The organism is Caballeronia sp. LZ029 (genome assembly GCF_031451275.1).
In the GTDB taxonomy this organism is placed as follows: Bacteria; Pseudomonadota; Gammaproteobacteria; order Burkholderiales; family Burkholderiaceae; genus Caballeronia; species Caballeronia jiangsuensis.
Window position 1 is genome coordinate 597356 of record NZ_JARUXO010000003.1, and the last position, 24107, is coordinate 621462.

Here is a 24107-nt window from a genome sequence, read left to right on the forward strand (position 1 = left end):
CGCGGTTCAGCGGGGCGCGTTCATCGTCGCGCGCATGCGTTCGACGAAGCGCTCCGTCACGGCGGGCAAGGTCCTGCCGCGCTTCTTCACGATGGCGATCGGCCGCACGAACGCCGGATGGTCGATCGCCTTCACCACGAGCCCCGGCTCGGCGCGCACCTCGCGCGCGGTTTCCGGCAGGATCGTCACACCCAGACCGCCGCGCACCATCGCGACGGCGGTCATCATGTAGGTCGGTTCGCACGCGATATCGAGCGCTTCGCGCGTTTCGCTGAGCGCCGCATCGACGACCGCGCGCACGCTCGTGCCCGGCGCGGTGAGCACGAGCGGCGAGCGCGCGAGATCGGCGAGGCTCACGCGGCGCTTCCTCGCCAGCGCATGTTCCTTCGGACACACCACGACGAGCCGATCCACGCCCGCGTGCAGCACTTCGAGCATCGGGTCGAGCACATCGCCGCCGGTCAGGCCGATATCCGCCTCCTCGTTGCGCACGAGCGCATTCACGGTGCTCGCCACCACATCGCGAATCTGAAACACGACGCGCGGCACTTCGCGCTTCATGCCGATGATCAGTTCCGGCAACACGCTCGCCGCAAAGGTAGGCAGGCACGCGATGCGGATCGTGCCGCTTTCTCCCTCGCCCATCGCGCGCGCATCGCGCAGCACGTTCTCCATATCGCGCAACGACTTGCGCAGGAGCGGCAGCAACTCGCGCCCGGTCGGCGTCAGCGCGACATTGCGGCTATTGCGATCGAAGAGCCGCGCGCCGACCGCATCTTCCAGCCGGCGTATCTGCACGGTGAGCGCGGGCTGCGACAGATGCAGCCGTTCCGCAGCCCGCGTGAAGCTGCCCGCCTCGGCCACCGCGACGAGCGCGCGGATATCGCGAAGATTCAAATCCATTATGGTTTGTGATAGCTGCGATCAAATCATTTCAATTGTGTTATCGCCGCTTCGAACTTACTCTCGACTCCATCAAAAGACAATATTCGGAGACAAGTTCATGTTGCCGTTGCTCGGCCTCGCCACCATCGTCGTCCTGCTCGGGGCGATTCTCTCGAAGCGCATGTCGCCGCTCGTCGCGCTCATCATCGTGCCGATCGCGGCGTCGCTGATCGGCGGCTTCGGCCTCTCGACGAGCAAGTTCGTCATCGACGGATTGAAGAGTCTCGCGCCCGTCGTCGGCATGTTCGTGTTCGCGATTCTCTACTTCGGCACGATCACGGACGCGGGCACGCTCGATCCGATCATCGACCGCATCCTGCGCGCGGTCGGCACCAAACCGACGCGCATCGTGATGGGCACGACGCTGCTCGCGCTCCTCATTCATCTCGACGGCTCCGGCGCCGTGTGCTTTCTCGTCACCATTCCCGCGATGCTGCCGCTCTATGAGCGCCTGAACATGGACAAGCGCGTGCTGGCGGCGGCCGTGTCGATGGCGGCGGGCATCAACTTCCTGCCGTGGACCGGGCCGATGATCCGCGCGTCCGCCTCGCTGCATCTGCCGATTTCCGCGCTGTTCAATCCGCTGATTCCGGTGCAGATCGTCGGCCTCGTGTTCGTGTTCGGCATGGCCTGGTGGCTCGGCCGCCGCGAGGAAAAGCGCCTCGGTTATTCGAGCGCCAGCGGTTCGATCCCGCTGCCGAAGCGCGAACTCACGCCCGAGGAACAGGCGCTGCGCCGCCCGAAGAATTTCTGGTTCAACATCGTGCTGACGATCGTCGTGCTCGGCACGATGGTCGTGATGGGCGAGAAGATTCCGCCCGCGATCATGTTCATGGTCGGCCTGTGCATCGCGCTGATGGTGAATTACCCGAACGTCGACATGCAAAGAAAGCGCGTCGATGCCCACGCGCGCGCCGCGCTGATGATGGCGGGCATTCTGCTCGCGGCAGGCGTGTTCACCGGCATCATGCAGGGCAGCGGCATGCTGAAGGCGATGGCGCAGGCGGCAGTCGGCTTCGTGCCGCCCGCGATGGCCGGACACATTCCGGTCGTGCTCGGCCTCTTGTCGATGCCGCTCTCGATGCTCTTCGATCCGGATTCGTTCTATTTCGGTGTGCTGCCGGTGATCGCCGAAGTGGCGTCGCAACTCGGCGTGCCCGCCGTGCATGTCGGTCAGGCCGCGCTGCTCGGGCAGATGACGACCGGCTTTCCCGTGAGTCCGCTCACGCCCGCGACGTTTCTGGTCGTCGGCTTGTGCGGCATCGATCTCGCGGATCATCAGAAGTTCACGTTCCCGCTGCTGTTCGGCGCCTCGATCGTCATGACGATCGCGTGCGTCGTGCTGGGCGTGTTTCCGCTTTAATCCATACCGGACGACGTCATGAAAGACACCATCAGAATAGGCGCGGGCGCGGGCTATTCGGGCGACCGCATCGAGCCTGCCGTCGAGCTCGCGGAGCACGGCGCGCTCGACTATCTCGTGTTCGAATGCCTCGCCGAGCGCACGATCGCGATCGCGCAACAGGCGCGCCGTAACGATCCCGAACTCGGCTACGACCCGCTGCTCGAAGCGCGTATGCGCGCGGTGCTGCCGGTTGCGGTAAAGAACGGCGTGCGCATCATCTCGAACATGGGCGCGGCCAATCCGCGCGCGGCGGCGAGAAAGACCGCGCAGATCGCGCGCGAACTCGGATTGCATGGACTGAAGATCGCCGCGGTCACCGGCGACGACGTGCTCGATGCCGTTCTCAAATCGCGGCTGCGTTTCGAGGAATCCGGCGACGATGTGAGCGCGTATGCCGACCGCATCGTCTCGGCGAACGCGTATCTCGGCGCAGCGCCGATCGTCGATGCCCTCGCAGCGGGCGCGGATATCGTGCTGACGGGACGTGTCGCCGATCCATCGCTGTTCACGGCGCCCCTCATCCACGCGTTCGGCTGGCCGATGGACGACTGGAACACGCTCGGGCAGGCGACCGTCGTCGGTCATTTGCTCGAATGCGCGGGGCAGGTGACGGGCGGCTACTTCGCCGATCCCGGTTACAAGGATGTCGGCAATCTGGCGCGTCTCGGCTTTCCGATCGGCGAAGTGAGCGCGGACGGCGCGGTCGTCGTGACGAAGGTGCCGCACGCGGGCGGCTGTGTGACCGAAGCGACCTGCAAGGAACAACTGCTCTATGAGATTCACGATCCGGGCCGTTACTTTCAGCCGGATGTGGTCGCAGACTTCACGCAGGTTCGCGTGATGCAGGAATCGCACGACCGTGTGCGCGTGACAGGCGGATGCGGCAAGCCGCGCACCGATACGCTCAAAGTCTCCGTCGCCTATGCCGACGGCTACATCGGCGAAGGCCAGATTTCCTACGGCGGTCCGGGCGCGGTGACACGCGCGCGGCTCGCGCTCGATATCGTGCGCGAGCGGCTCGCAATCACGGGCGTCGATACGAGCGAGCTTCGCTTCGACCTGATCGGCGTGAACGCGCTATACGGCGACACGCTCGCTTCTCAGCACGACGAACCGTACGAAGTGCGTGCGCGCGTCGCGGGCCGCGTGTCGAACGCGAAGGAAGCGGCGCGCATCGGCAACGAGGTCGAAACGCTCTACACCAACGGCCCGGCGGGCGGCGGCGGCGTGACGAAGGCGACGCGCGAAGTCATCGCCGTGCAGTCCGTGCTGCTCGCGCGCGAGCATGTGAAACCCGTTTTCGAATTCGTGGAGGCAAGCGATGAAACTGCGTGAACTGGCGCACGGCCGCACCGGCGATAAAGGCAACACGCTGAACGTGTCGGTGATCTGCTTCGACGCGAAGCACTACGCGCATCTGCGCGCAGCATTGACGCCCGAGCGCGTGAAAGCGCATCTCGCCGATGTCGTGAAGGGCGACGTCGTGCGATACGAATTGCCGCATCTCGGCGCGTTCAACTTCGTGCTCGGTCATGCGCTCGGCGGCGGCGTCACGCGATCGCTCGCGCTCGACGCGCACGGCAAGTCGATGAGTTCGGCGCTGCTCGATATCGAAATCGATACGAAAGCAGGCGATCTTTCGTAGGAAGAAATACCCGACCTCCGGCGTACTTCAGATGTTGGGAAAGCTAACTGTTTAGGTAAAAAACGCCGCTCAACTATGGACAAAAACTCGCCAACTGCTAGCATGACGTTCTCGTTAGACTTTTTTACATTTTAGTTGTCTTTAGGTTCTAAGCGCCTGAATACAATCAAAATTGTTAAAGATTGTGCAATCGCCGGGACCTAATGAACACGAAGCGAAAAACGATACTTTCCATTTTTGGAACGCGGCCCGAAGCCATCAAGATGGCGCCCCTCGTCAAGGCGCTGGAAGCGGAACCCGGTATTCGTTCCGTCGTGTGCGTGACCGGCCAGCATCGCTCGATGCTGAAGCAAGTGCTGGATCTGTTCGACATCACGCCGCATCACGATCTCGCGGTCATGTCGGAGAACCAGACCCTGAACGGGCTGGCTTCGCGCCTCATCGCATCGATCGATGACGTCATCACGAAGGAGAAGCCGGATCGCGTGCTCGTGCATGGCGACACGACCACCGCGACGGCGGGCGCGCTCGCCGCGTTTCACCGGCGGGTGCCCGTCGCGCACGTCGAAGCGGGCTTGCGCACCGGCGACATGAGCAGCCCGTGGCCGGAGGAAATGAACCGGCGCTTCGTCGATGTCGTGAGCGACATGATGTTCGTCCCGACCTCGCGTTCGCATGCGAATCTCGTGAAGGAAACGCTGCACGGACGCGCGTTCGTCACCGGCAACACGGTGATCGACGCGCTGCACTCCGTCACGAAGCGCATCGATTCGCAGGACGCATTGCGCCGCACGCTCGATGCGCGCTTTCCGTTTCTCGATCCATCGAAGCATCTGATTCTCGTCACCGGCCATCGGCGCGAGAGTTTCGGCCGCGGCTTGCGCGATATCTGCGCGGCGCTGGTGCGCCTCGCGAAGCGTCGCGACGTGCAGATCGTCTATCCGGTCCATCTGAATCCGAACGTACGTGCGACGGTGATCAGCGCGCTCGGCGGCGCGCCCAACGTGTTTCTCATCGAGCCTGCGGACTATCTCGGCTTCGTGCGGCTCCTGCAGCGCGCGACGCTCGTGCTGACCGATTCCGGCGGCGTGCAGGAAGAAGCGCCCGCGCTCGGCAAGCCCGTGCTCGTGATGCGCGAAGTCACCGAGCGTCCCGAGGCCATCGACGCGGGCACCGCTATGCTCGTCGGCACGGACAGCGACGCCATCGCCGCAACGGTGCATCTGCTTCTCGACGACACGGACGCACGTGCTGCGTTCTCCCGCAACGTCAATCCGTACGGCGATGGGCGAGCCTCGGCGCGCATCGTCGCGGCACTCGCGGGCCGTCCCTTCGAGGAATTCCGACCCGTCACGCCGCGCGGAGCGAACGATGCGGCGCGTGTCGCGCGCGAGGCGTTCGCCTAGTCCTTCGGCTGCACACGCATAGCCTGTCGCGCGACGTGCATGTGCCTTCGCGGCCATCCCGGCACGTTGCGTCAACTTCGAGTCATTCAACTTGGTCAACGACATCTTCAAGCGGCGCGGCCTGCGTGCCGTTCTGGCTTCAATCGCGCTGTTCGCTGGTCTCCAGCATGCAGCCTTCGGCGCGGCCACGACGGACACCGGCCTCGCCGGCGCGCTCGGACGGCTCGGCGCCGACATGCCGGAAACGCGCACCGTGACCTTGCGACAGCTCGGCCTCATCGAAAGCGTGACGCTCAACGCGCCCGACACGCGCCGCGAGTTCTTCCTGCCGGTGCCTGCCGGCGTGCCGATCACCGACGCCGCACTGCAATTCGACGGCGGCTATGTGCGCGGCGACGGCGGCCGCGTGACGATGCTCGTTTCGCTCGATGGTTCGCCGGTGCTCGCGCGCGCGTTCACGCAGGACGCGGGCGGCGTGTCGGTCAATCTCGGCGTCGATGGCGCGGCGCGGTCCACCGGTTTCGTGCGCATGGGCCTCGGCTTCGCGTCGGTGGTCAGCCAGGGCGAGTGCGCGGATCAGACGGCCATCGGCAACGTGCTGCGCGTCGATCCGACGACGCGTCTCACGTTCCGCTTCAATCCCGCCGACGTGCAGGACCTGCGCACCGCATGGAGCGCGCTGCCCTACGCGCCGGTGCTCGCGGTGTCGGGCCGCAAGCTGTCGACGAACGCATTCGACACCGCCTGGCGCACCGACGCGCTGCTGCAACGCGATGGAAAACGCCCCGTGATGCAGGCGCTTCCCTCCGTGGGCGATACGGTCGATCTCGCGGGCCTCGACGTGCCCGCGCCGCTGCGTAGTGTTCGCGCGTTCGCCGCGCTGGCGGCGGGCGGCAAACATGCGATCGCCGACGACGCGGAACTCGGCGCGCTCGTCGCGCTCGGCGCACGCGCGGCGTTCGGCCCGGACGTGGTCGTCGCCGACGAAACGATGCGCAAAGCCATCAACCGCGCGCTCGACGCGTTGCGCGGGCAAGTCGCGAGCACATCGGGCGATGCGCTCGCCGCCTTCGACGCATGGCGCAGGCAGACCGCGTCGCAATTGACCTCGCCGCTCGCGCCGGGCGAAGTGCGTGTCGCGCACGTAGGCGGCCGCGCGATGATCGTCGTCGGCGACACGCGCGGCATCGGCGCGCTCGCGCACGGCTGGCGTCCCATCGACGTATCGAACCGCGTGGTCGTGCATCGCATCGACGTGGCGCAGCAAACGCGCGGCGACACCATCGCGCTGTCCGATCTCGGCGGCGATCCGCGCAGCGTCGATGTGCAGACGGCGGCGTCGTGGGATGCGCGCTTCGATCTCGCCGCGGCTTCCGGCAACGGCCGCTTGCCGGAGCAGGTGGTGCTCGATCTCGCGGCATCGCCGACGCTTTCCAACGGCGGCGCGACGGCTACCGTGTACTTCAACGACGTGATGATCGGCGCGAAGCTCATCAACGTCGATGGCGCGCGTCAGCGCCTTGTCGCGCCGATTCCGCGTTACGCGCTCGCGCGCACCAACGATCTGCGTGTGACCTTCCGCCGCCAGCCCGACGGCGGCTGCCAGGCGCGCCAGACGTATCCCGTCGCCGTGCTGCCGTCGAGCCATCTGCGTCTCGCGAAAGGGACGCCCGACAACACCTTCGCGGGCATGGCGGCGCGCTATGCGTCGTCGGCGACGGTGTACGTGCCGCGCGCCTATCTCGACGATGCCCTGAACAGCGTGCCGCGCCTCGCCGTGCTGACCGGCGCGGCGGGCATCGCGCCGGTCTCGGCGAAATTTGCGGTGAGCGCGGGAGACGCCGCCGCGCAGCCCGACGGCCCGTTCCTCGCCGCCGACGTCAAACTCGCCGACGAGAAGAATCCCGCCGTCTATTCGGCCGAGCGTCTTTCGCTCACATCGCCCGCGGGCGACACGCTGCTCGACATGTCGGGGCTCTCGCGCGTCGCGGTGGTGAGCGTCGCGAGCGCGGGCGGCGAGAGCGGCCTCGTGTATCGATCGGCGGGCGCGGCGCCGGTGCTGACCGACAAGCTGCAGCTTTCGCGCGGCAATATCGCCGTGGTCGACGGCAGCGGCGTGCTCAAACAGTTCGACACGGTCAATCCGGAAGAGATGACCGACGAGCCCGCGTCGAGCGCCGACTGGGTCACGCGGCATTGGGCGCGCTGGGGCATTCCGGCCGTGCTCGTAGTGCTGCTGCTCGCGCTGATCGCGCTCGCGGGCCACGCGCGCCGCAGACATCGCAACGCCCGCGCCAGCGACGACGAGGATCGCGCGTGATGCTGGAGGCGCTCAGGTGGTACGGCGAGCTTCTGCTCGCCGAGTACTACCAGGGACTCGAATACGTGGCCGCGACGGTCGCGGCGATCATCCTGCTTTCGAGCCTGGACGATCTCTTCATCGACATCTGGTACTGGACGCGCAAGCTATGGCGGCGCGTGACGGTCGAGCGCCGCTATGCGCCGCTCACCGTCGAGCAGCTCTATGCGCGCGAGGAACAGCCCATCGCGATCATGGTGCCGGCGTGGCAAGAGGACGACGTGATCGCCGCGATGATCGAGGATCTCGTGCGCGTGCTCGACTATCGCGCGTACACGGTGTTCGTCGGCACGTATCAGAACGATGCCGCGACGATCGCCGAAGTGGAGCGCATGCGGCATCGCTATAAACATCTGCATCGCGTGGAAGTGCCGCACGACGGCCCGACGTGCAAGGCCGACTGCCTCAACTGGCTCGTGCAGGCGATCCTGCATCACGAGTTCGAAGCCGGGATGGAGTTCGCGGGCATCGTGATGCACGACAGCGAAGACGTGCTGCATCCCGTCGAACTGAAGTTCTTCAACTATCTCCTGCCGCGCAAGGACATGATCCAGTTGCCGGTGGCGTCGCTCGAACGCCATTGGTTCGAGCTGGTCGCGGGCACGTACATGGACGAGTTCGCGGAATGGCACGCGAAGGATCTGGTCGTGCGCGAGAGCCTTGCGGGCGCGGTGCCGTCGGCGGGCGTGGGCACGTGCTTCTCGCGCCGCGCGATTCTCACGCTCGTCGAAGAGACGGAGCAGCAGCCGTTCAACACCGAAAGCCTCACCGAGGATTACGAAATCGGCACGCGCATCACGCGGCTCGGCATGCAGTCGATCTTTCCGCTCTTTCCCGTCGAATTCACGACGCGGCGCAAGGGCTGGTTCGGCCTCGGCCCCGAGCGCGAAATCAAACTGACGATGCCGCTGTGCGTGCGCGAATTCTTCCCCGACACGTTTCGCACCGCCTACCGGCAGCGCGCGCGCTGGACGCTCGGCATCGGCTTGCAGGGCTGGGCGCTGACGGGCTGGAGCGGATCGCTCGCGAACCGCTATCTCCTGATGCGCGACCGCAAGGGCGTGGTGACGGCGTTCGTCGGCATGTTCGCGTATCTGCTCGCCGTGCAGTTCATGCTGTTCGCCACGGCTTCGTATTTCGGTCTCGCGCGCGATTTTTTCCCGTCGCCGTTCATCGATTCGGTCTGGCTGCAGGCGCTGCTCGCCGCGAACTCGGTCGCGCTCGTGTTGCGCGTCACGCAGCGCATCATCTTCACGACGCGGCTCTACGGCTGGGAGCACGGCGTACTGTCGGTGCCGCGCATGGTCATCAGCAACATCATCAACTTCATGGCGGTGGCGCGCGCGTGGCGGCTTTTCATCGTGCATATGGTGACGGGGCGGCGGCTCGCGTGGGACAAGACGATGCACGATTTCCCCAGCAACGAGGGCCTGCGCGACACGCGTCAGGATCTGGGCGAACTGCTCGTCTCGTGGCAGGCGATCGCGCCCGAGCGGCTCGAAGAAGCGCGGCAGACCGATCACGCGCGCGAAGCGCCGATCGGCCGCGTGCTCATCACGCGCGGCTGGCTCGACGAGGAAACGCTCGCGGAAGCCATCGCGTTCCAGGCTGACCTGCCGCGCGGTCGTTTCGACGCGGCGCGCATGGACCTGACGCGCATCGCGACGCCCGAGACGCTGGTGCGGCTGCGTGCGCTGCCGCAGGACATCGATGCGAACGGGCACGCCGTGTTCGTCTGTGCGAGCCTGCTCGACGATGCGTCGCTCGCCGAATTGCGCGCGTCGGCGGGCGGCCCGGTCGCGCTGCATATCGTGCGCGAGAGCGAGATCGCGGCGGGGCTGCGGATGCTGCGCGCGGTCGGGATGCCGGTCCATATGGGCGATGCCGAAGACGATGCATCGCCGGCGCTTTCGGATGCGGCCGCCGCGAGTGGCGTGCCCTTGCTCGGCGACATCATGATCGAGATGGGGCTCGTGACGCGCAGCGCCTTCGAGGCGGCGTTGCGGGACTATCGGCCGGAGCGGCATGGGCGCATCGGCGATTACATGGTGGCGGAGCGCATCATCACCTCCGATGCGCTCACCGCCGCGGTCGCGGAGCAGCGCCGCCGCTATCTCGCGCGGGCCGGCATTCGATGAGCTCGCGTGTTCGCGCTGCGGTGTGCGCCGCGCTCGCGTTGTGCGCCGCGGCTGCGTCGCGTGCGGACGAGACCTTGCCGCTGCCGCTGAGCGGCGCGGCGTATCGCGTGGCGCGCGAGGCGTTCGCGGCCTACGGCGAGCATCGTTATGCCGATGCCATCGCCGGGGCGCGCGAGGCGATTCGCCAGCGGCCCGACGTCGCGGAACTGCGTCTGCTGCTCGCGAATTCGCTGGCGGCGCGCGGGCGTCTGAAAGAGGCGAGCCGTGTGCTTGGCGAAGCCATCGCGCAGCTCGGTCCGTCGCCTTCGCTGAGCGCGCGGCGCAGACAGATCGATATTCTGATCGCGTCGGGCGGTGCGGGCGGCGCGCCAAGTGATCTGCCGGAGCCGGCGCTGAAGGCGGCGGGCGCGGCGTATCGCGATTATGCGAAGAAGGATTACGCGTCGGCGGCGGCCGAAAGCCGCGAAGCCGTGCGCCTCGCGCCGCAGGCCGAGCGTCTGCGCTATCTGCTGATCGATTCGCTCGCCGCATCCGGCGACGATGCCGCCGCCTACGACGCCGCCGTCGATGCATCGGCGCGCTTCGGCGACAACGACGCGTTGCGCGAGCGGCGGCGCTTCATTGGCGACCGGCTCGCGACGGATGCATCGAAGTCCGCGTATGCGGCGCGCGGGCGCGGCGATCTCGACGCGGCGCAAGGATTCGCGCGCAAGGCGGTCATGTACGCGCCCGCGCGGATGGATTTCCGCATGCAGCTCATCGAGATATTGTTCGCGCGCGGCGATCTCGCGGGCGTGGAAGCCGCGACGAGCGATGCAATCGCGATCGATCGTGACGATGCGCTTGCCTGGGCGCTGCGCGGTTATGCCCGCGCGGCGCGTGGCGGCGATGCGGACGCCGACTTCGCGCACGCGCTTTCGATCGAGGCGAACGACGGGCGAAAGAACCGCGATGTCCGCGTCGCGCGCACGATCGTCGCGGACGTGCGGCTCGCGCAAGGCAACGCGCAGGCGGCGCTCGATGCGCTGCCGCCGGTCGCGACCCAAACGCCCGACGACGCCGACGCCGCGATCACGTTACGCCGCCATCGCGCGCAAGCCATGTTGCGACAGGCCGCGACGCAGACGGCGCAAATCGATCCGCGCGCGCGTCCGACATTCGAGTGCCGCGAAGACCAGTTCGGCGCATCGTGCGATGTCTACGCGCACGATCCCGCGCTCGCCGCGACACGCGAAGCGCGTCTTGCCGAACGTCGCGGCGATCGCGGCGCGGCCATCGGCTTCTGGCGCACGGCGATTGCCGAGGTGCCCGACGATCCGCAGCCGCGCATCGCGCTGATCGACGCGCTCGCGGCAACGGGCCGCACGCGCGAGGCTTCGAACGAAGCGCGCGCCCTGATCGATGCGAACCTGCTCGATTCCATGACCGACACGCAGGCCGCGTTCATCGCGCAGCGCGCGGGCGACAGCGCGCTCGCGCTCGATTACTTCGCGCGTGCCGATCGCGAGGGCAAGCTGCCCGCATCGGCGGAAGCGGACGCCGGCTACGCGGCGTTGAACCTGCATCGCAACGAGGAAGGCGCGAAGTACCTCGAACGCGCGATCGATCACAACGACACGACGCTCACGCCCGAAGCACTGAACGACGCGCGCGCCGCGCACGCCGAAGCGACGCGCAACTGGGGCTTCAGCGCGTCGGTGAACTATCGCGGCAACGGCGCGCAGCAAGGTTTCGCGTTCGCACCGCCGCCGGGCGTGTCGAACAACTGGCAGGCGGGCGCGGAGGCGTACTGGCGTCCGTTCGGCAGTCTCGGCGACCGCATGTTCGAGGTGTACGCGCGCGGCTACGAGAACTTCGGCGTGGAGGGCGGCGGTCCGTCGGGGGCATCGACGTTGCAGGCAGCGATCGGCGCGCGCGTGAAGCCGTTCGCATCGGCGAATGCGATCTTCGCGATCGAGAAGATTCTGCCGATCGGTTCGGACGTGCGCTCGGACTGGCTCGCGCGCGCCGCGTATTCGAATGGTTTCGGCGACACGCGCAGGCTCGACGTGCCGAGCTGGTGGACGGGCACGGTCTACGGCGAGGCGGGCCATTACATCCAGAACGATTCGACCTACGCGACCGCGAACGCGCGTCTGGGCCGCACGTATCGCGTCGATTCGGTGAGCCCGCGCCTGACGGTGTTTCCGCATGCGGTCGTCGGCATGGACTACGATTCGGCGGTCGATCACAGCGTGCCGGTGGGCATCGGCGCGGGCGTGGCGGCGCGCTACTGGTTCCGTGGCGGTCCGTATGACGCGCCGCGTTCGTTCGTGGATGTGGCGGTGCAGTATCGCTTCCGCGTCGCGGGCGACGATCGCGCGAAAGGCGTGTTTTTCGGCGCGGTATTCTCGTACTGATGCCCTCCCTATTCTCCGTCCTCGTCATTGCGTGCTGCCTTGCGCTCGGTCCGGCTTCCGCTCATGCCGATGCCGCGCGCATGCGTCTCGTCGACGGCATCGTCTGGCAGCCCGACAATGCGCACGCCGATCCGCGCGGCGACTGGGACCGGCTCGGCGCGCATGAACTCATCGTGCAATGGACGGCGGTGGATGGCATCGCGTTCGTGCCCGGCGCCGGGTTGAGCGCGGCGCCGAAGATGCCGGACTGGGATCGCATCGGGCAGGAGCCGTGGGCGCGCAATGTGATCGTCGGACTCGCGGGCCGTTTCGACGAAGCGGCGGCGCGCGCGAACGTGGCGCAACTGGTTGTCGAATCGATGCGGCTCGCGGAGGCGCATCCGCCCGTGCATGTGACGGGCTACTACTTTCCCGTCGAGATCGATCCGACCTGGCAGAACGCGGGCGCGCTGCGCACGATGCTCGATGCGTTGCCGCGGCCCTTGTGGATCAGCGTTTACGATCGCGCGAACGTGGGTGGCGCGGCGCTCGCGGAATGGCTCGATCAGTGGCTGCCGCGCGATGTCGGCGTGTTGCTGCAGGACGGCTGCGGCGTGTATGCGCGCGAGCCGCGTGTCGCGCGGGAGTACGCGGACCAGATTGCGGCGAAGCTCGGGCGGCGTCGCGTGCGGATCATCGCGGAAGCGTTCCGGCCGCAAGTGGGCGGCGGATTCCGTTCGGCGACCGTGGACGAACTAAAGCCGCAGATCGACGCGTACCGGGGTTACAAGACCTATCTCTTCGATGGGCCGCATTATGTTTCGGCGGACATCGTGCAAGGGCTGCTCGATGCCTATCGAAGGCATTAGCGGCGCATCGAAGCGTGACGCTTACTTGACCGATGCGGTATCGATCGCACGCGCCGAGTCGCCAGGCAACACCGACGTCAGCACGCTGGCCGGCACATGCTGCGCCTCTTCCTTCGACACCGCGCCGACGAACTTCCATCCCGACGGCATCTTCACGAACGTGAAGCCGGTAGGCTGATCGACGAACACCGAATACGGCGCAGGCGATGCCGCCGTCGCCGTGGTTTGCGCGAACGACATCAGCGGGCTCATCAACAGCAAAGCAGCGGCAAGCGCGGACAAAGTCGATTTCATGACGACACTCCTAAGAAGGTTCCGATATTTATGTGACGATCGATACAGATATTTAAACATCACCGGATGACGGCGTCCAGTTATTTTGTTACGATCGACACATAATTCAGAATTTCACTGCGCATGACAATCGCTGTCATGCGCGAGGAGCGAGACATGTCGCCGGAAGTGCGGGATACGCAGCACAAGGCGCGCGGTCGGCCGCGCGCATTCGATCGCGAGGCGGCCTTGCGATGCGCGATGGAAGTGTTCTGGGCCAAGGGCTTCGAGACCTGCTCCATGGCCGATCTCGTCGAGGCAATGGGCATCAATTCGCCGAGCCTCTACGCCGCGTTCGGCAGCAAGGAAGACTTGTACCGCGAGGCGGTCGCGCTCTACACGGATGCGGAAGGCGGCGCGGCGCTCAGGCAGTTGCAGGCGCACGAATCCGTGCGCGACGGCCTGCGCGCGATGTTCCGCGCGAGCATCGAGCTTTTTACCGGCACGCAGAATCCGCGCGGCTGCATGATCTTTCTGGGCGCGATGTCCGTCGGCGCCGAGCACGCGCAGTTGCGCAGCGAGATGCAGAAGCGCAGGCGCAAGGTGGCGTCGATCGTCGCGCAACGGCTCGCGCAAGGCGTCGAACATGGCGAGCTCGACGCGCGCACCGATGTTCAGGCGCTCGCCGCGTTGTGCATGACGCTGTTCGCGGGCTTGTCGATTCAGGCGCAGGACGGCGTGCGCCGAGCCGCTCTCTTCGCGGCGATCGATCAGTTCATCGCCACGCTGCCGCTGCGATCGAAGCGCACGCCGTAAAACGATCTCGGCCAGCGCTGCGCGGACTGAAACAAACTGTCGTCGAGCTTGCTGGAGCGCCGACCCCGGGACCAAAATCCCGGGACAGGTACGCTTCACGGAGCATCGTCATGACAACCCGCGTCATCAGTTTTTTCGCCGACGATAACGCTCGCGCGTCGTTCGAGACTCATCGTCGCTATTGCGCGCGTCGTGGATACGCGCACGAATACGTCGATGCGAGCGCGATCGGCTGGTCGCATCTCCACATGCTGCTGAAATATCAGGTGCTGCTGCGCACGCTGCGCGCCAGCGCCGAAGGCGATTTCGTGCTGCTGCTGACGCAGGACTGCCTGCTGTTGCGCGACATTCCCTGCGAGACGTTGATGCGCGACGAGAGCCGCGAATGGCTCGTCTCGTACCGCGACGGCGAATCCGTCGATGTCATGGCGGCGTTCCAGCTCTGGCGCAATACAGCGGCCTCGCGCGAGCGCGTCGAACGCCTTTGCGGAGGCGCGAAGTTCGGCTGGGCGCTTGCGAGCGAGTCCGAGTTGCTGCGCGCGCTCGATCCGCTGCCGTTCAACGTGGCGATCGACGGTCACGTGCCCGTCGTGCTCGCGGCGCTGGATGTGTCGCCGGTCTGGTCCGAATGGTCCGCATTCGCGCTCGCGCTCGCGGACATCCGCGACGCGCCGAAGAATCAGCCGGTATTCGCCGATCTGCGCGATCTGTTCGCGGAGCACATCAACGATTGTCAGGCGCGCGGGCTGCCATATCTCGCCTTGCCGCCGCCGGAAGCCGGCGAAGCGCGCTACGAGGCGGTGAACGCCGACGCGCCCATCGCGCTCGCGATGCTCTACACGTCGAATATCCGCGAGTACGGCGCAATCGCCGAGCGCAATCTGCGCCGCTATTGCGAGCGCCACGGCTATGCGCTCCACCTGTATCGCGAAGTGCCGCCGGAAGCCGGCCTGGGCGCGAGCGGCAACTGGATCAAGCCGTGGGTGTTGCTGCGCCATCTCCCGGAACACGAATGGCTCTTCTGGATCGATGCCGATGTGCTCGTCGTCGATCAGGGCAAGCCGCTCGAATCGCTGTTGACGAACCGCGAGCGCGTGATCGCGACGGACATGAGCTGGAATTTCAACTCGGGCATCATGGGCTTTCGCAATACGCGACACAACCTCGACGTGCTGACGGAGATCGAGCAGACCATCGGCGCAATCGCCGATAAATCGTCCACCTACGCGAGCGGCGGCGATCAGGACGTGTTCATCAAGGTGCTGCAACGGCACGGCCTGGCCGAAGACCGCGATCTGCTCGATTGCACGACGATCAACACGCCGTACCAGCTTCAGGGCCGCGACAGCTTCATGGTGCATTACATGCATATGTGGCCGTCTCTGCGCGCGCTCGCGATGCATCACGGCGACCTGACGAGCCAGATGCGCGGCGCGCGCCGTCCTTGACTTTCTAATCCATTACGCGCGAGCATGAGCCATCGCGCGGGGCTGCCGCGCGGGCGTCGCCTTTGTACGTAGTCCCTACATACACCTCACGCCGATGATGCCGCGCCCGTCCATGCCACGGCAACAGATCCGCCTTTGCCCGGCGAGCGACGGCGTGCGCATCGCGTACGCGACTTGCGGCTCCGGGCCGCCGCTCATCAAGGCGGCGAACTGGCTCAGTCATCTGGAACTGGACTTCACGAGCCCGGTCTGGAGCCATCTGATGCTCGAACTGTGCAGCCGCCACACGCTGATTCGCTACGATCAGCGCGGCTGCGGCCTCTCCGACCACGATGTCGCCGACATTTCCTTCGATGCCTGGCTGCGCGATCTCGAAACCGTCGTCGATGCGAGCGGCCTCGAACGCTTTCCGCTGCTCGGGATATCGCAGGGCGCGTCGATCGCCATCGCGTATGCGGTCGCGCATCCGGAGCGCGTCACGCATCTCGTGCTGCACGGCGGCTACGCGCGCGGCCGGCTCAAGCGCACCTGCGATCCGGCGATGCGCGAGGAAGCCGAAATGCTCGTGAAGCTCGCCGAACTCGGCTGGGGCAAGCAGAATCCGGCGTTCCGGCAGTTCTTCACGACGCAATTCATCCCCGGCGGCACGCCCGAGCAGCATCACTGGTTCAACGAGCTCGAACGCCTCACGACCACGCCGGGCAATGCCGCGCGCATCATGCGCGTCTTCAACGAAATCGACGTGGTCGATCTGCTGCCGCGCGTGCAATGCCCGACGCTCGTTTTGCACGCGAGCGGCGACGCGCGCGTGCCCTTCGACGAAAGCCGCCTGCTCGCCGGGCAGATTCCCGGCGCGCGCTTCGTGCCGCTCGAAAGCGAGAACCATCTGACGCTCGAATTCGACGCCGCCTGGCAACGCTGGCGCGAGGAAGTGCGGGCGTTCCTGTCGTCGGCGCACGTGGCCGATCCCGCGTTCTCCGCGCTGACGCCGCGCGAGCGCGATATCGTCGAACTGATCGCGGGCGGGCGCGACAACGCGCAGATCGCCGCGCGCCTCGCGCTGAGCGAGAAGACCGTGCGCAATCACATCACCAGCATCTTCGCGAAGCTCGAAGTCGAAAATCGCGCGCAGGCGATCGTGCTTGCGCGTCGCGCGGGCTTCGACGCGCCCGCCTGATCGCTTCGGGACACACGTCCCCCTTCTTTGCCGCCAAAACACGATGTCCCGGTTCGCGACCGGGACATGCGCCTCATGTGCGAAAGTGCGGCTCTCCCGAGAATGGCTCGCAGAACGGTGACGCGACGAATCAACCTGCGCCGACCTGTTCGACGCAGCGCCGCTCGTGCGGCGCACATTTCATCGCAGTCACCGACGCAGAGTCATCCCGGAGTTTCTACATGAGAGCCGTTCAGCAACAGTCCAGCAAGATCAGCACGCAACAACGCTATGCGAAGTGCATCGAAGTATCCCGCCGCATCCGCTGGGATATCGACCGCGACGTATTGCGCGGCCGTCATTTCGATCCCGCGCACAAGTTCATGCCCGACGGGCTCACCCAAGTGAACCGCCTGCCGTTTCTGGACACGCGCGAACGCCGGCTCATGTCGCAGATTCAGGGCCGCACGTACGCCAACATGTTCGGCATGATCGAGCGCTTCGTCGGCGCGAAGATGCTGGAAGTCGGCCGCGATCACGCGCTCGGCGATCAGACCGCGCTCGAAGCGATCGTTCGTTTCACCGATGAGGAGCTTAAGCATCAGGCGCTGTTCCGCCGCGTCGAGGCGCTCGCGGCCGAAGCGCTTCCGTCCGGCTACCGCTTCGTTCCGCAAGCCGACGAAGTCGCTGCGTTCGTGCTCGGCAAGTCCACGTGGTCGATTCTCGCGCTGACGTGTTGCGTCGAAATCGTCACGCAGGTGCATTACCGGCAGAGCATGGAAAGCGACGCGACCCTCTCGCCGCTCTTCAAGGACATCTTCCTGTTTCACTGGAAGGAGGAGTCGCAGCACGCGATCATCGACGAACTGGAATGGATGCGCGAGGACGCGCGTATCGACGACGACGCGCGCGATGCCGCGATCATCGATCTGATCGATCTGGTCGCGGCGATCGACGGCATGATGCAGGCGCAAGCCGCCGCCGATGCCCATTACTTCGTTACGCTGCTGGACCGCGCGCTCTCTGACGAGGAAGAGGCGCGCGTGCATGCGGGGCTGATCGATGCGTATCGCTGGCAGTACATCATCTCGGGCGTCGATGAAGCGCGCTTCGGCGAGATCCTGACGAGTCTGATCAGCGAGGCGCAGGGCGAGTGCCTCGGGGCCGCGCTCGCGCCGATGCGACGCCGCGCGCTCCAAAGCGAATTCGACGCGCTCGCTTGATGCACGCGAGGCCGGGACTACGCCCGGCCTCTGCCGTTTTTGAAGGCGATCTGTAAGACAAAAGCGTTTGCTGCTTTGCAAAACGCTGAATTAGCGTGGAAACCTAGTCGTTACTGACGTACTGAAGTGCTTGCTTTTCGGGCAACATATGAGAAATCAGGTAGTCGTCGTTCGCTGTCCCAAACTGATAACTAGATTGGACCATCATGCTCGCCGAACCGTTGCCGCACACATCCGACATCGAAAAATTCGCGGAAGACCACGAGCGCTTCGCGCGACACACGCCATCCGAAATATCCATCGTTCTGCGCAATCTCGTGCAGCGCCGCGACATGCTGACGGTCACGAGCGGCAAAGGGCAGATCGTCACGCAATTGCTGGAAGTCGACGTGCGCGGCGCGCGCATCGTGTTCGACTGGGGCGGCGTGGAATCGGATAACCGCGCGCTGCTCGAAGCGCGTCAGTTGTATTTCAAGGGCGCGCCGGACGGCGTGCGCGTCGAATTCACGACGCTGGCGGCACATGCCGTGACCCACGAGGGACGCCAGGCATTCGAGGTTTCCTTCCCCGAGAAGCTGTATCAATTCCAGCGCCGCGAATATTTCCGCGTGCCGACGCCGATCCTCGATCCGTTCTACGCGAAGGGCGCTTTCGCCGACGGCGATTCGTTCCGCTACGAAGTGCATGACCTGTCGCTCGGCGGCATCGCGCTGCGCATGGACACGCCGCGTCTCGCGGAAACCGAGCTCGGCACCGTGTTCAACGATGTCGTGCTGCATCTCGGTCCGGGCGCGGCCTTTCCCGTCGATCTCGAACTCGTGTCGCCGCGCGCCGTGACCACGCCGCGCGGCGATGTGCGCTATGTCGTCGGATTCCGTTTCGTGCAGCTTTCGGGCGCGGCGGAAAACGTGCTGCAGCGGCTCATCACGCGCATGGAGGCGAAGCGCCGCAGCCTGTCGGCGTGAGCCGCGCGCCGATGCGGGACACGCGTGGAGTAGAATGCGTGCCTCCTTCCACTGCACGACGACGCATGTTTCGCAAGGCCTGGCGCGGAGAAGAACGCTTCTGGAAAGTCTGGTGGCTGTTGGGCGTGCCGATCCACCTTACATGGTGGTTCGTCTATCTCGACCTCTGGACGAGCGGCGTCGCTCCCGAAACCTTCCTGCTGCTCACCGTCTGGTTCTGGCCCGGCATGCTGGGCGTATTCGCCATCTGCTCGGTGCTGTATCTGCTGTGGTGCACGCTTGCGTGGCGCTGCGCGGGCAATGTCGATCGCCGCGTGTGGACGGTCATCGCGCGCGTGTTGATCGGCGTCGGGCTCGGGTCGTTCATCACCGAATGCGCGCTGATTCTCGCTGCGCCATTCGCCTGAACCGTCGATTGCCGCGCACGTGCTGCGACTTCGCGTGCACAATGTCCGGGCTTGCAGCACGCCCAAGACGAACGGACAACGACGCGCATGCTCAACGAATTCGCCAAGACGGTTCTCGTGATCGTCGCCGGGTTGTTTCCCATCATCAATCCGCCGGCCACCGCGCTCGTCGTGCTGAGCATGCTGCCGCATATCGGCGACGACGATCGCGCCGAACTCGCGCGGCGCATCTGCATTAACAGTTTCGCGATCCTGCTGGCGTCGCTTTCGATCGGCGCTTACGTGCTGACGTTCTTCGGCATTTCGATTCCGGTGTTGCGCGTGGCGGGCGGCCTGGTCGTCGCGATGGCGGGCTGGAATCTGCTCCAGGCACCCGATGACGACGACGCCGCCGAAACCGCGCCCAAGCCGCGCAGCGACGCGACGCTGCGCGCGAAGGCCTTCTATCCGCTGACACTGCCGATCACCGTCGGGCCGGGCGCGATCGCGGTCGCCATCGCGCTCGGCACCGGCTCGCCGCGTCATGGCCTGCAGCCGGTGCATCTGGCGGGCGTGGCCGTCGCGCTGGCGATCCTGTGCGCGAGCATCTATGTGTGCGTGCGCTTCGCCGGGCATCTCGAACGCCTGCTCGGCACCGCCGGCACGCAGGTCGCGATGCGCCTCTTCGCGTTCGTCATCTTCTGCATCGGCGTGGAGATACTCTGGCTCGGACTGTCGGAGCTGATCGCGTCGATACATCTCACCGTCAAATAGCGCAATTCCCCGGACAAACCCCAAGCGACGCTCGCGGATGACAGCGCTACCATCTGTCGGCATCGAATGGTAACGCTACCATCAAGGAGACGCTGCTTGACTCTGATTCGCAAGAAGCCGGAAGAACTGCGCAGTCACCGCTGGTACGGCGTGAACGACCTGCGCTCGTTCGGCCATCGCTCGCGCACGGCGCAGATGGGCTACCACGCGTCCGATTACATGGGTAAGCCGGTCATTGCCGTGCTCAACACGTGGAGCGAAATCAATTCGTGCCACACGCACTTCAAGCAGCGCGTCGAGGAAGTGAAGCGCGGCATCTGGCAGGCGGGCGGCTTTCCCGTCGAAATGCCGGTGATGACGCTCGCCGAGCCGTTCCAGAAGCCGACGACCATGCTCTACCGCAATTTCCTCGCGATGGAAGTCGAGGAAGTGCTGCGCTCGTATCCGTTCGATGGCTGCGTGCTGATGGGCGGCTGCGACAAGACCACGCCCGGCCTTCTGATGGGCGCGATCAGCATGAACCTGCCCGCGATCTATCTGCCCGCCGGCCCGATGCTGCGCGGCGACTGGAACGGCCGCACGCTCGGCAGCGGCTCCGATACGTGGAAGTACTGGGCGGAACTGCGCGCGGGCAAGATCACCGAGGACGAGTGGAAGGGCGTGGAAAGCGGCATCGCGCGCTCGCCGGGCCATTGCATGACGATGGGCACCGCATCGACGATGACGAGCGCCGCCGAAGCGCTCGGCATGACGCTGCCGGGCTTCGCGTCGATTCCCGCGGTGGATTCGCGGCACGCGCAGCACGCATCGCTGACGGGACAGCGCATCGTCGAGATGGTGTGGACGGACCTGAAGCCGTCGGACATTCTCACGCCGAAATCCTTCGACAACGCGGTGACGACCGTGCTCGCGCTATCCGGCTCGACCAACGCGATCGTGCATCTCGTGGCGGTCGCGCGACGCGCGGGCGTGCCGCTCACGACCGCGCGCTTCGATGCGCTCGCGCGCGTGACGCCGGTGCTCGGCAACATCCGCCCGGCGGGCAAGTATCTGATGGAGGATTTTTTCTACGCGGGCGGCCTGCGCGCGCTGCTTGCCGAGCTGGGCGATCTGATCGATGGCTCGCAACTGACCGTCAATGGCGCGACGCTCGGCGAGAACATCGCGGGCGCGGAAATTTTCAACGACGACGTGATTCGCCGCCGCGCCAATCCGCTGGTGCCGAACGACGGCCTCGCCGTGCTCACGGGCAACCTCGCGCCGGACGGCGCCGTGATCAAGCCGGCGGCGATGGAAGCGCATCTGCTCAGGCATCGCGGGCCGGCGGTCGTGTTCAGCGATTACGCCGACATGGCCGCGCGCATCGACGACGAAGCGCTCGACGTCACCGCCGATTCGGTGATCGTGCTTCAGCACGCGGGTCCGGTCGGCGCGCCGGGCATGCCGGAGTGGGGCCAGTTGCCGATTCCGCAGAAGCTTTTGAAAGAGGGCGTGCGCGACATGGTCCGCATCTCGGATGCGCGCATGAGCGGCACGAGCTACGGCGCGTGCGTGCTGCACGTGGCGCCGGAATCGTTCGTCGGCGGGCCGCTCGCGTTGGTGAAGAACGGCGATATCGTCGAGCTGGACGTGCCCGCGCGCCGCCTGCATCTCGACATCGGCGATGACGAGCTCTCCGCGCGCAAGGCCGCATGGAAAGCGCCGAAGCGGCCGTTCGAGCGCGGCTTCGGCGTGATGCATCAACTGCATGTGACGCAGGCCGACAAGGGCTGCGATTTCGATTTCCTCGAAGAAAAGACCGCGACCGCCGGCGAGCCGGACATTCACTGAGACGCGCAAGATCATGACGACACAAGACATCGCCATTTCCGACGAAACGATCGAGCTGCTGCGCCACGTCAGCACCGCGACGCTCACGACGCAACTCTTCAAGCGCGGCCTGCGCAACGTGTTCCTGCAAGGCGTCGCGCCGCTCGTGAAACCCGCGAAAGGCGCGCCGAACATGGTCGGGCCGGCGTTCACGCTGCGCAATATTCCGGCGCGCGAGGATATCGATCACGTCGGCGTGTTTCAGGACCCGGATCATCCGCAGCGCAAGGCCGTCGAGAGCGCGCCGCCGGGCAGCGTGCTCGTGCAGGATTGCCGCGGCGATCGCAGCGTCGCGTCGACGGGCTCGATCCTCACGACGCGTCTCAAGATTCGCGGCGTCGCGGGCATGGTGTCGGACGGCTGCGTGCGCGATTCGGGCACGATCGGCGATATCGGACTGCCGCTTTTCTGCGCGGGCGCGAGCGCGCCGCTCAATCTCGCGAAGCATCACGCGGTCGATATGAACGTGCCGATCGCATGCGGCGGCGTGGCGGTGTATCCGGGCGATATCGTCGTCGGCGATGTGGATGGCGTCGTGATCGTGCCGCGCTATATGGCCGGCGAAGTCGCGAAGGACGCGACCGAGCAGGAAGTCATGGAGGAGTTTCTGTCGTCGCGCGTGGAAGGCGGCGCGATGCTGCGCGGCACGTATCCGCCGAACGAGGAAACGCTCGCGGCGTACAAGGAATGGCGCAAGCAGCGCTGATCGAGGAGACGCCGTGAATTCGCTTTCGCCAACGCACGCCAGTGTCGATGAGCAGCGCCTCATCAATCGCCTCGCATGGCGGTTGATGCCGCTCGTCGGCCTGCTGTATCTCGTCGCGTACATCGACCGCTCGAATATCGGCTTCGCCAAGCTGCAGATGCTCGGCAGTCTCGGCATGTCGGAAGTCGCGTACGGGCTCGGCGCGTCGCTGTTTTTCATCGGCTATCTGATCTTCGAGATCCCGAGCAACGTGATGCTGCACAAGTACGGCGCGCCGCGCTGGATCGCGCGCATCATGCTGACGTGGGGCATCGTCACGATTCTTCTCGCGTTCACGAAGAACGCGACGATGTTCTACGTGCTGCGCTTTCTGCTCGGCGCGTCCGAGGCGGGGCTTTATCCCGGCGTGATCTATTACCTGACGCTGTGGTTTCCGCAGCGGCATCGCGTGCGGATGCTCGGGTACTTCACGCTCGGCAGCAGCATCGGCAACATGGTCGGCGCGCCGATCTGCGGCTATCTGCTCGACAAGAACTGGTTCGATCTTCAGGGCTGGCAACTCGTGTTCATCGTGACGGGCCTGCCTTCGGTCCTGCTGACCGTGGTCGTGCTGCTGTGGCTGCCGGCATCGCCGCTGAAGGCCGCGTTCCTTTCCGACGACGAAAAAAAGTGGCTCGGCGATACGCTCGAAACCGAGCGCCTTCAGGCCGCGAAAGTCGAGAAGAGCGGCTCGCATGTGCTGCGCGTGCTCGCGGAGCCGCGCGTGATCGGCATGGCGTTGTACTACATGATGCTGTCGATGTCGGTGTACGGCGTGAGCTACTGGCTGCCGACGCTCGTGAAGGGCTTCGGCGTGACGAACACGGTCAACGGCCTCTTGAACATCGTGCCGTGGCTCGCCGCGACGATCGTGCTCGCCTGGCTGCCGTCGAAGCTGCGCAAGGGCAGTCGCACGACGGCCGCGATGCTGGCCGCCGCGCTGATCGGCGTCGTGTTCTTTCTCGGCAGCGTGTTCTTGCCGACCAATACGTTGCGCTTCATTGCGCTGTGTCTGGGCGCGCCGTGCATGTATCTGCTGCTGCCGTGCTTCTGGACGATACCGCCGAAGTTTCTCACCGGCGCGCGCGCGGCGGCGGGCATTGCGGCGATCAATTCGCTCGGCAATGTCGGCGGATTCATCGCGCAGAATCTCGTGCCCTGGGTTCGGCAGACGAGCGGCTCCGTCAAGGCGCCGATGCTCATTCCCGCCGCCTGCTTGCTGATCTTTGCCATCGTGACGATGGTTCTGATGCGGCGCGAGGCGGCTGCGCGAGCCGATGTCGCCGCGTTCGAGTCCCGGGCCTAGC

At 65.8% G+C, this 24107-nt stretch carries 20 protein-coding genes; 18 read left to right on the forward strand and 2 right to left on the reverse strand.

Going from position 1 to position 24107, the window contains the following annotated elements:
• Nucleotides 1–6: 6 nt before the first annotated feature.
• Entirely contained in the window at nucleotides 7–903 is an 897-nt protein-coding gene (locus QCE73_RS22130) for a LysR family transcriptional regulator (protein ID WP_309883587.1), read from the reverse strand.
• Nucleotides 904–1003: 100 nt separating this feature from the next.
• Between QCE73_RS22130 and QCE73_RS22135 the strand changes: the two genes are divergently transcribed.
• The 8 genes from QCE73_RS22135 (at nucleotide 1004) to QCE73_RS22170 (ending at nucleotide 13145) form a co-directional block, all read left to right on the forward strand.
• Entirely contained in the window at nucleotides 1004–2308 is a 1305-nt protein-coding gene (locus tag QCE73_RS22135) for a CitMHS family transporter (protein ID WP_035504446.1), read from the forward strand.
• A gap of 18 nt (nucleotides 2309–2326) precedes the next feature.
• Nucleotides 2327–3685 carry an acyclic terpene utilization AtuA family protein gene (locus QCE73_RS22140; RefSeq protein ID WP_309883588.1) on the forward strand — a complete coding sequence of 453 codons (1359 nt, stop codon included), beginning with the start codon at nucleotides 2327–2329 and terminating at the stop codon, nucleotides 3683–3685.
• The gene (locus QCE73_RS22145) at nucleotides 3672–3995 is read left to right on the forward strand and encodes a hypothetical protein (RefSeq protein WP_035504450.1); all 324 of its coding nucleotides are present in this window, start codon (nucleotides 3672–3674) and stop codon (nucleotides 3993–3995) included. The genes QCE73_RS22140 and QCE73_RS22145 overlap by 14 nt, the downstream gene beginning before the upstream one ends.
• 203 nt (nucleotides 3996–4198) lie before the next feature.
• Nucleotides 4199–5401 carry a non-hydrolyzing UDP-N-acetylglucosamine 2-epimerase gene (wecB, locus tag QCE73_RS22150; RefSeq protein ID WP_309883589.1) on the forward strand — a complete coding sequence of 401 codons (1203 nt, stop codon included), beginning with the start codon at nucleotides 4199–4201 and terminating at the stop codon, nucleotides 5399–5401.
• 91 nt (nucleotides 5402–5492) lie between these two features.
• The gene (locus QCE73_RS22155; RefSeq protein WP_309883590.1) at nucleotides 5493–7721 is read left to right on the forward strand and encodes a cellulose biosynthesis cyclic di-GMP-binding regulatory protein BcsB; all 2229 of its coding nucleotides are present in this window, start codon (nucleotides 5493–5495) and stop codon (nucleotides 7719–7721) included.
• Entirely contained in the window at nucleotides 7718–9898 is a 2181-nt protein-coding gene (locus QCE73_RS22160) for a glycosyl transferase family protein (RefSeq protein ID WP_309883591.1), read from the forward strand. The genes QCE73_RS22155 and QCE73_RS22160 overlap by 4 nt, the downstream gene beginning before the upstream one ends.
• Nucleotides 9895–12297, forward strand: coding sequence for an NfrA family protein (locus tag QCE73_RS22165; protein ID WP_309883592.1), 2403 nt, complete (start codon nucleotides 9895–9897; stop codon nucleotides 12295–12297). Before QCE73_RS22160 ends, QCE73_RS22165 begins: the two co-directional genes overlap by 4 nt.
• Complete coding sequence (locus QCE73_RS22170; RefSeq protein ID WP_371883280.1) at nucleotides 12297–13145, forward strand: hypothetical protein; 849 nt, start codon at nucleotides 12297–12299, stop codon at nucleotides 13143–13145. Before QCE73_RS22165 ends, QCE73_RS22170 begins: the two co-directional genes overlap by 1 nt.
• 21 nt (nucleotides 13146–13166) lie before the next feature.
• Here QCE73_RS22170 and QCE73_RS22175 read toward each other — a convergent pair whose 3' ends face one another.
• Nucleotides 13167–13439: a hypothetical protein gene (locus QCE73_RS22175; RefSeq protein ID WP_238294538.1), complete on the reverse strand. Its 273-nt coding sequence runs from the start codon at nucleotides 13437–13439 to the stop codon at nucleotides 13167–13169.
• Nucleotides 13440–13562: 123 nt separating this feature from the next.
• Between QCE73_RS22175 and QCE73_RS22180 the strand changes: the two genes are divergently transcribed.
• From QCE73_RS22180 to QCE73_RS22225, 10 genes are all read left to right on the forward strand, one after another.
• Nucleotides 13563–14234 (forward strand): TetR/AcrR family transcriptional regulator, encoded by a 672-nt coding sequence (locus QCE73_RS22180; RefSeq protein ID WP_309883593.1) that lies wholly within the window; start codon nucleotides 13563–13565, stop codon nucleotides 14232–14234.
• A 110-nt stretch (nucleotides 14235–14344) separates the two neighbouring features.
• On the forward strand, nucleotides 14345–15682 hold the full coding sequence (locus QCE73_RS22185) for a hypothetical protein (protein ID WP_309883594.1): 1338 nt from the start codon (nucleotides 14345–14347) through the stop codon (nucleotides 15680–15682).
• Nucleotides 15683–15776: 94 nt separating this feature from the next.
• Entirely contained in the window at nucleotides 15777–16859 is a 1083-nt protein-coding gene (locus QCE73_RS22190; protein WP_309883595.1) for an alpha/beta fold hydrolase, read from the forward strand.
• 221 nt (nucleotides 16860–17080) lie between these two features.
• Nucleotides 17081–18061 (forward strand): hypothetical protein, encoded by a 981-nt coding sequence (locus QCE73_RS22195; RefSeq protein WP_309883596.1) that lies wholly within the window; start codon nucleotides 17081–17083, stop codon nucleotides 18059–18061.
• A gap of 206 nt (nucleotides 18062–18267) precedes the next feature.
• A complete protein-coding gene (locus QCE73_RS22200; protein WP_309883597.1) occupies nucleotides 18268–19026 on the forward strand; it encodes a flagellar brake protein in 759 nt (252 codons plus the stop codon).
• A gap of 65 nt (nucleotides 19027–19091) precedes the next feature.
• Nucleotides 19092–19433, forward strand: a complete 342-nt coding sequence (locus QCE73_RS22205; RefSeq protein ID WP_309883598.1) for a hypothetical protein — start codon at nucleotides 19092–19094, stop codon at nucleotides 19431–19433.
• An 87-nt stretch (nucleotides 19434–19520) separates the two neighbouring features.
• Nucleotides 19521–20186, forward strand: coding sequence for a MarC family protein (locus tag QCE73_RS22210; protein WP_035504517.1), 666 nt, complete (start codon nucleotides 19521–19523; stop codon nucleotides 20184–20186).
• A gap of 66 nt (nucleotides 20187–20252) precedes the next feature.
• Nucleotides 20253–22016, forward strand: a complete 1764-nt coding sequence (gene araD / locus QCE73_RS22215; RefSeq protein WP_309883599.1) for an L-arabinonate dehydratase — start codon at nucleotides 20253–20255, stop codon at nucleotides 22014–22016.
• Nucleotides 22017–22029: 13 nt separating this feature from the next.
• Nucleotides 22030–22761: a ribonuclease activity regulator RraA gene (locus tag QCE73_RS22220; RefSeq protein WP_309883600.1), complete on the forward strand. Its 732-nt coding sequence runs from the start codon at nucleotides 22030–22032 to the stop codon at nucleotides 22759–22761.
• Between the two features lie 85 nt (nucleotides 22762–22846).
• A complete protein-coding gene (locus QCE73_RS22225; RefSeq protein ID WP_404989808.1) occupies nucleotides 22847–24106 on the forward strand; it encodes an MFS transporter in 1260 nt (419 codons plus the stop codon).
• Nucleotide 24107 lies beyond the last annotated feature (1 nt).

Coding starts and splice junctions, on each gene's coding strand:
- QCE73_RS22135 (WP_035504446.1), top strand. CDS start 1,004: ATGTTGCCGTTGCTCGGCCTCGCCACCATCGTCGTCCTGCTCGGGGCG.
- QCE73_RS22130 (WP_309883587.1), bottom strand. CDS start 903: ATGGATTTGAATCTTCGCGATATCCGCGCGCTCGTCGCGGTGGCCGAG.
- QCE73_RS22200 (WP_309883597.1), top strand. CDS start 18,268: ATGCTCGCCGAACCGTTGCCGCACACATCCGACATCGAAAAATTCGCG.
- QCE73_RS22190 (WP_309883595.1), top strand. CDS start 15,777: ATGATGCCGCGCCCGTCCATGCCACGGCAACAGATCCGCCTTTGCCCG.
- QCE73_RS22205 (WP_309883598.1), top strand. CDS start 19,092: ATGTTTCGCAAGGCCTGGCGCGGAGAAGAACGCTTCTGGAAAGTCTGG.
- QCE73_RS22210 (WP_035504517.1), top strand. CDS start 19,521: ATGCTCAACGAATTCGCCAAGACGGTTCTCGTGATCGTCGCCGGGTTG.
- QCE73_RS22140 (WP_309883588.1), top strand. CDS start 2,327: ATGAAAGACACCATCAGAATAGGCGCGGGCGCGGGCTATTCGGGCGAC.
- QCE73_RS22175 (WP_238294538.1), bottom strand. CDS start 13,439: ATGAAATCGACTTTGTCCGCGCTTGCCGCTGCTTTGCTGTTGATGAGC.
- QCE73_RS22195 (WP_309883596.1), top strand. CDS start 17,081: ATGAGAGCCGTTCAGCAACAGTCCAGCAAGATCAGCACGCAACAACGC.
- QCE73_RS22165 (WP_309883592.1), top strand. CDS start 9,895: ATGAGCTCGCGTGTTCGCGCTGCGGTGTGCGCCGCGCTCGCGTTGTGC.
- QCE73_RS22180 (WP_309883593.1), top strand. CDS start 13,563: ATGACAATCGCTGTCATGCGCGAGGAGCGAGACATGTCGCCGGAAGTG.
- QCE73_RS22225 (WP_404989808.1), top strand. CDS start 22,847: ATGCCGCTCGTCGGCCTGCTGTATCTCGTCGCGTACATCGACCGCTCG.
- QCE73_RS22220 (WP_309883600.1), top strand. CDS start 22,030: ATGACGACACAAGACATCGCCATTTCCGACGAAACGATCGAGCTGCTG.
- araD (WP_309883599.1), top strand. CDS start 20,253: ATGGTAACGCTACCATCAAGGAGACGCTGCTTGACTCTGATTCGCAAG.
- wecB (WP_309883589.1), top strand. CDS start 4,199: ATGAACACGAAGCGAAAAACGATACTTTCCATTTTTGGAACGCGGCCC.
- QCE73_RS22170 (WP_371883280.1), top strand. CDS start 12,297: ATGCCCTCCCTATTCTCCGTCCTCGTCATTGCGTGCTGCCTTGCGCTC.
- QCE73_RS22145 (WP_035504450.1), top strand. CDS start 3,672: ATGAAACTGCGTGAACTGGCGCACGGCCGCACCGGCGATAAAGGCAAC.
- QCE73_RS22185 (WP_309883594.1), top strand. CDS start 14,345: ATGACAACCCGCGTCATCAGTTTTTTCGCCGACGATAACGCTCGCGCG.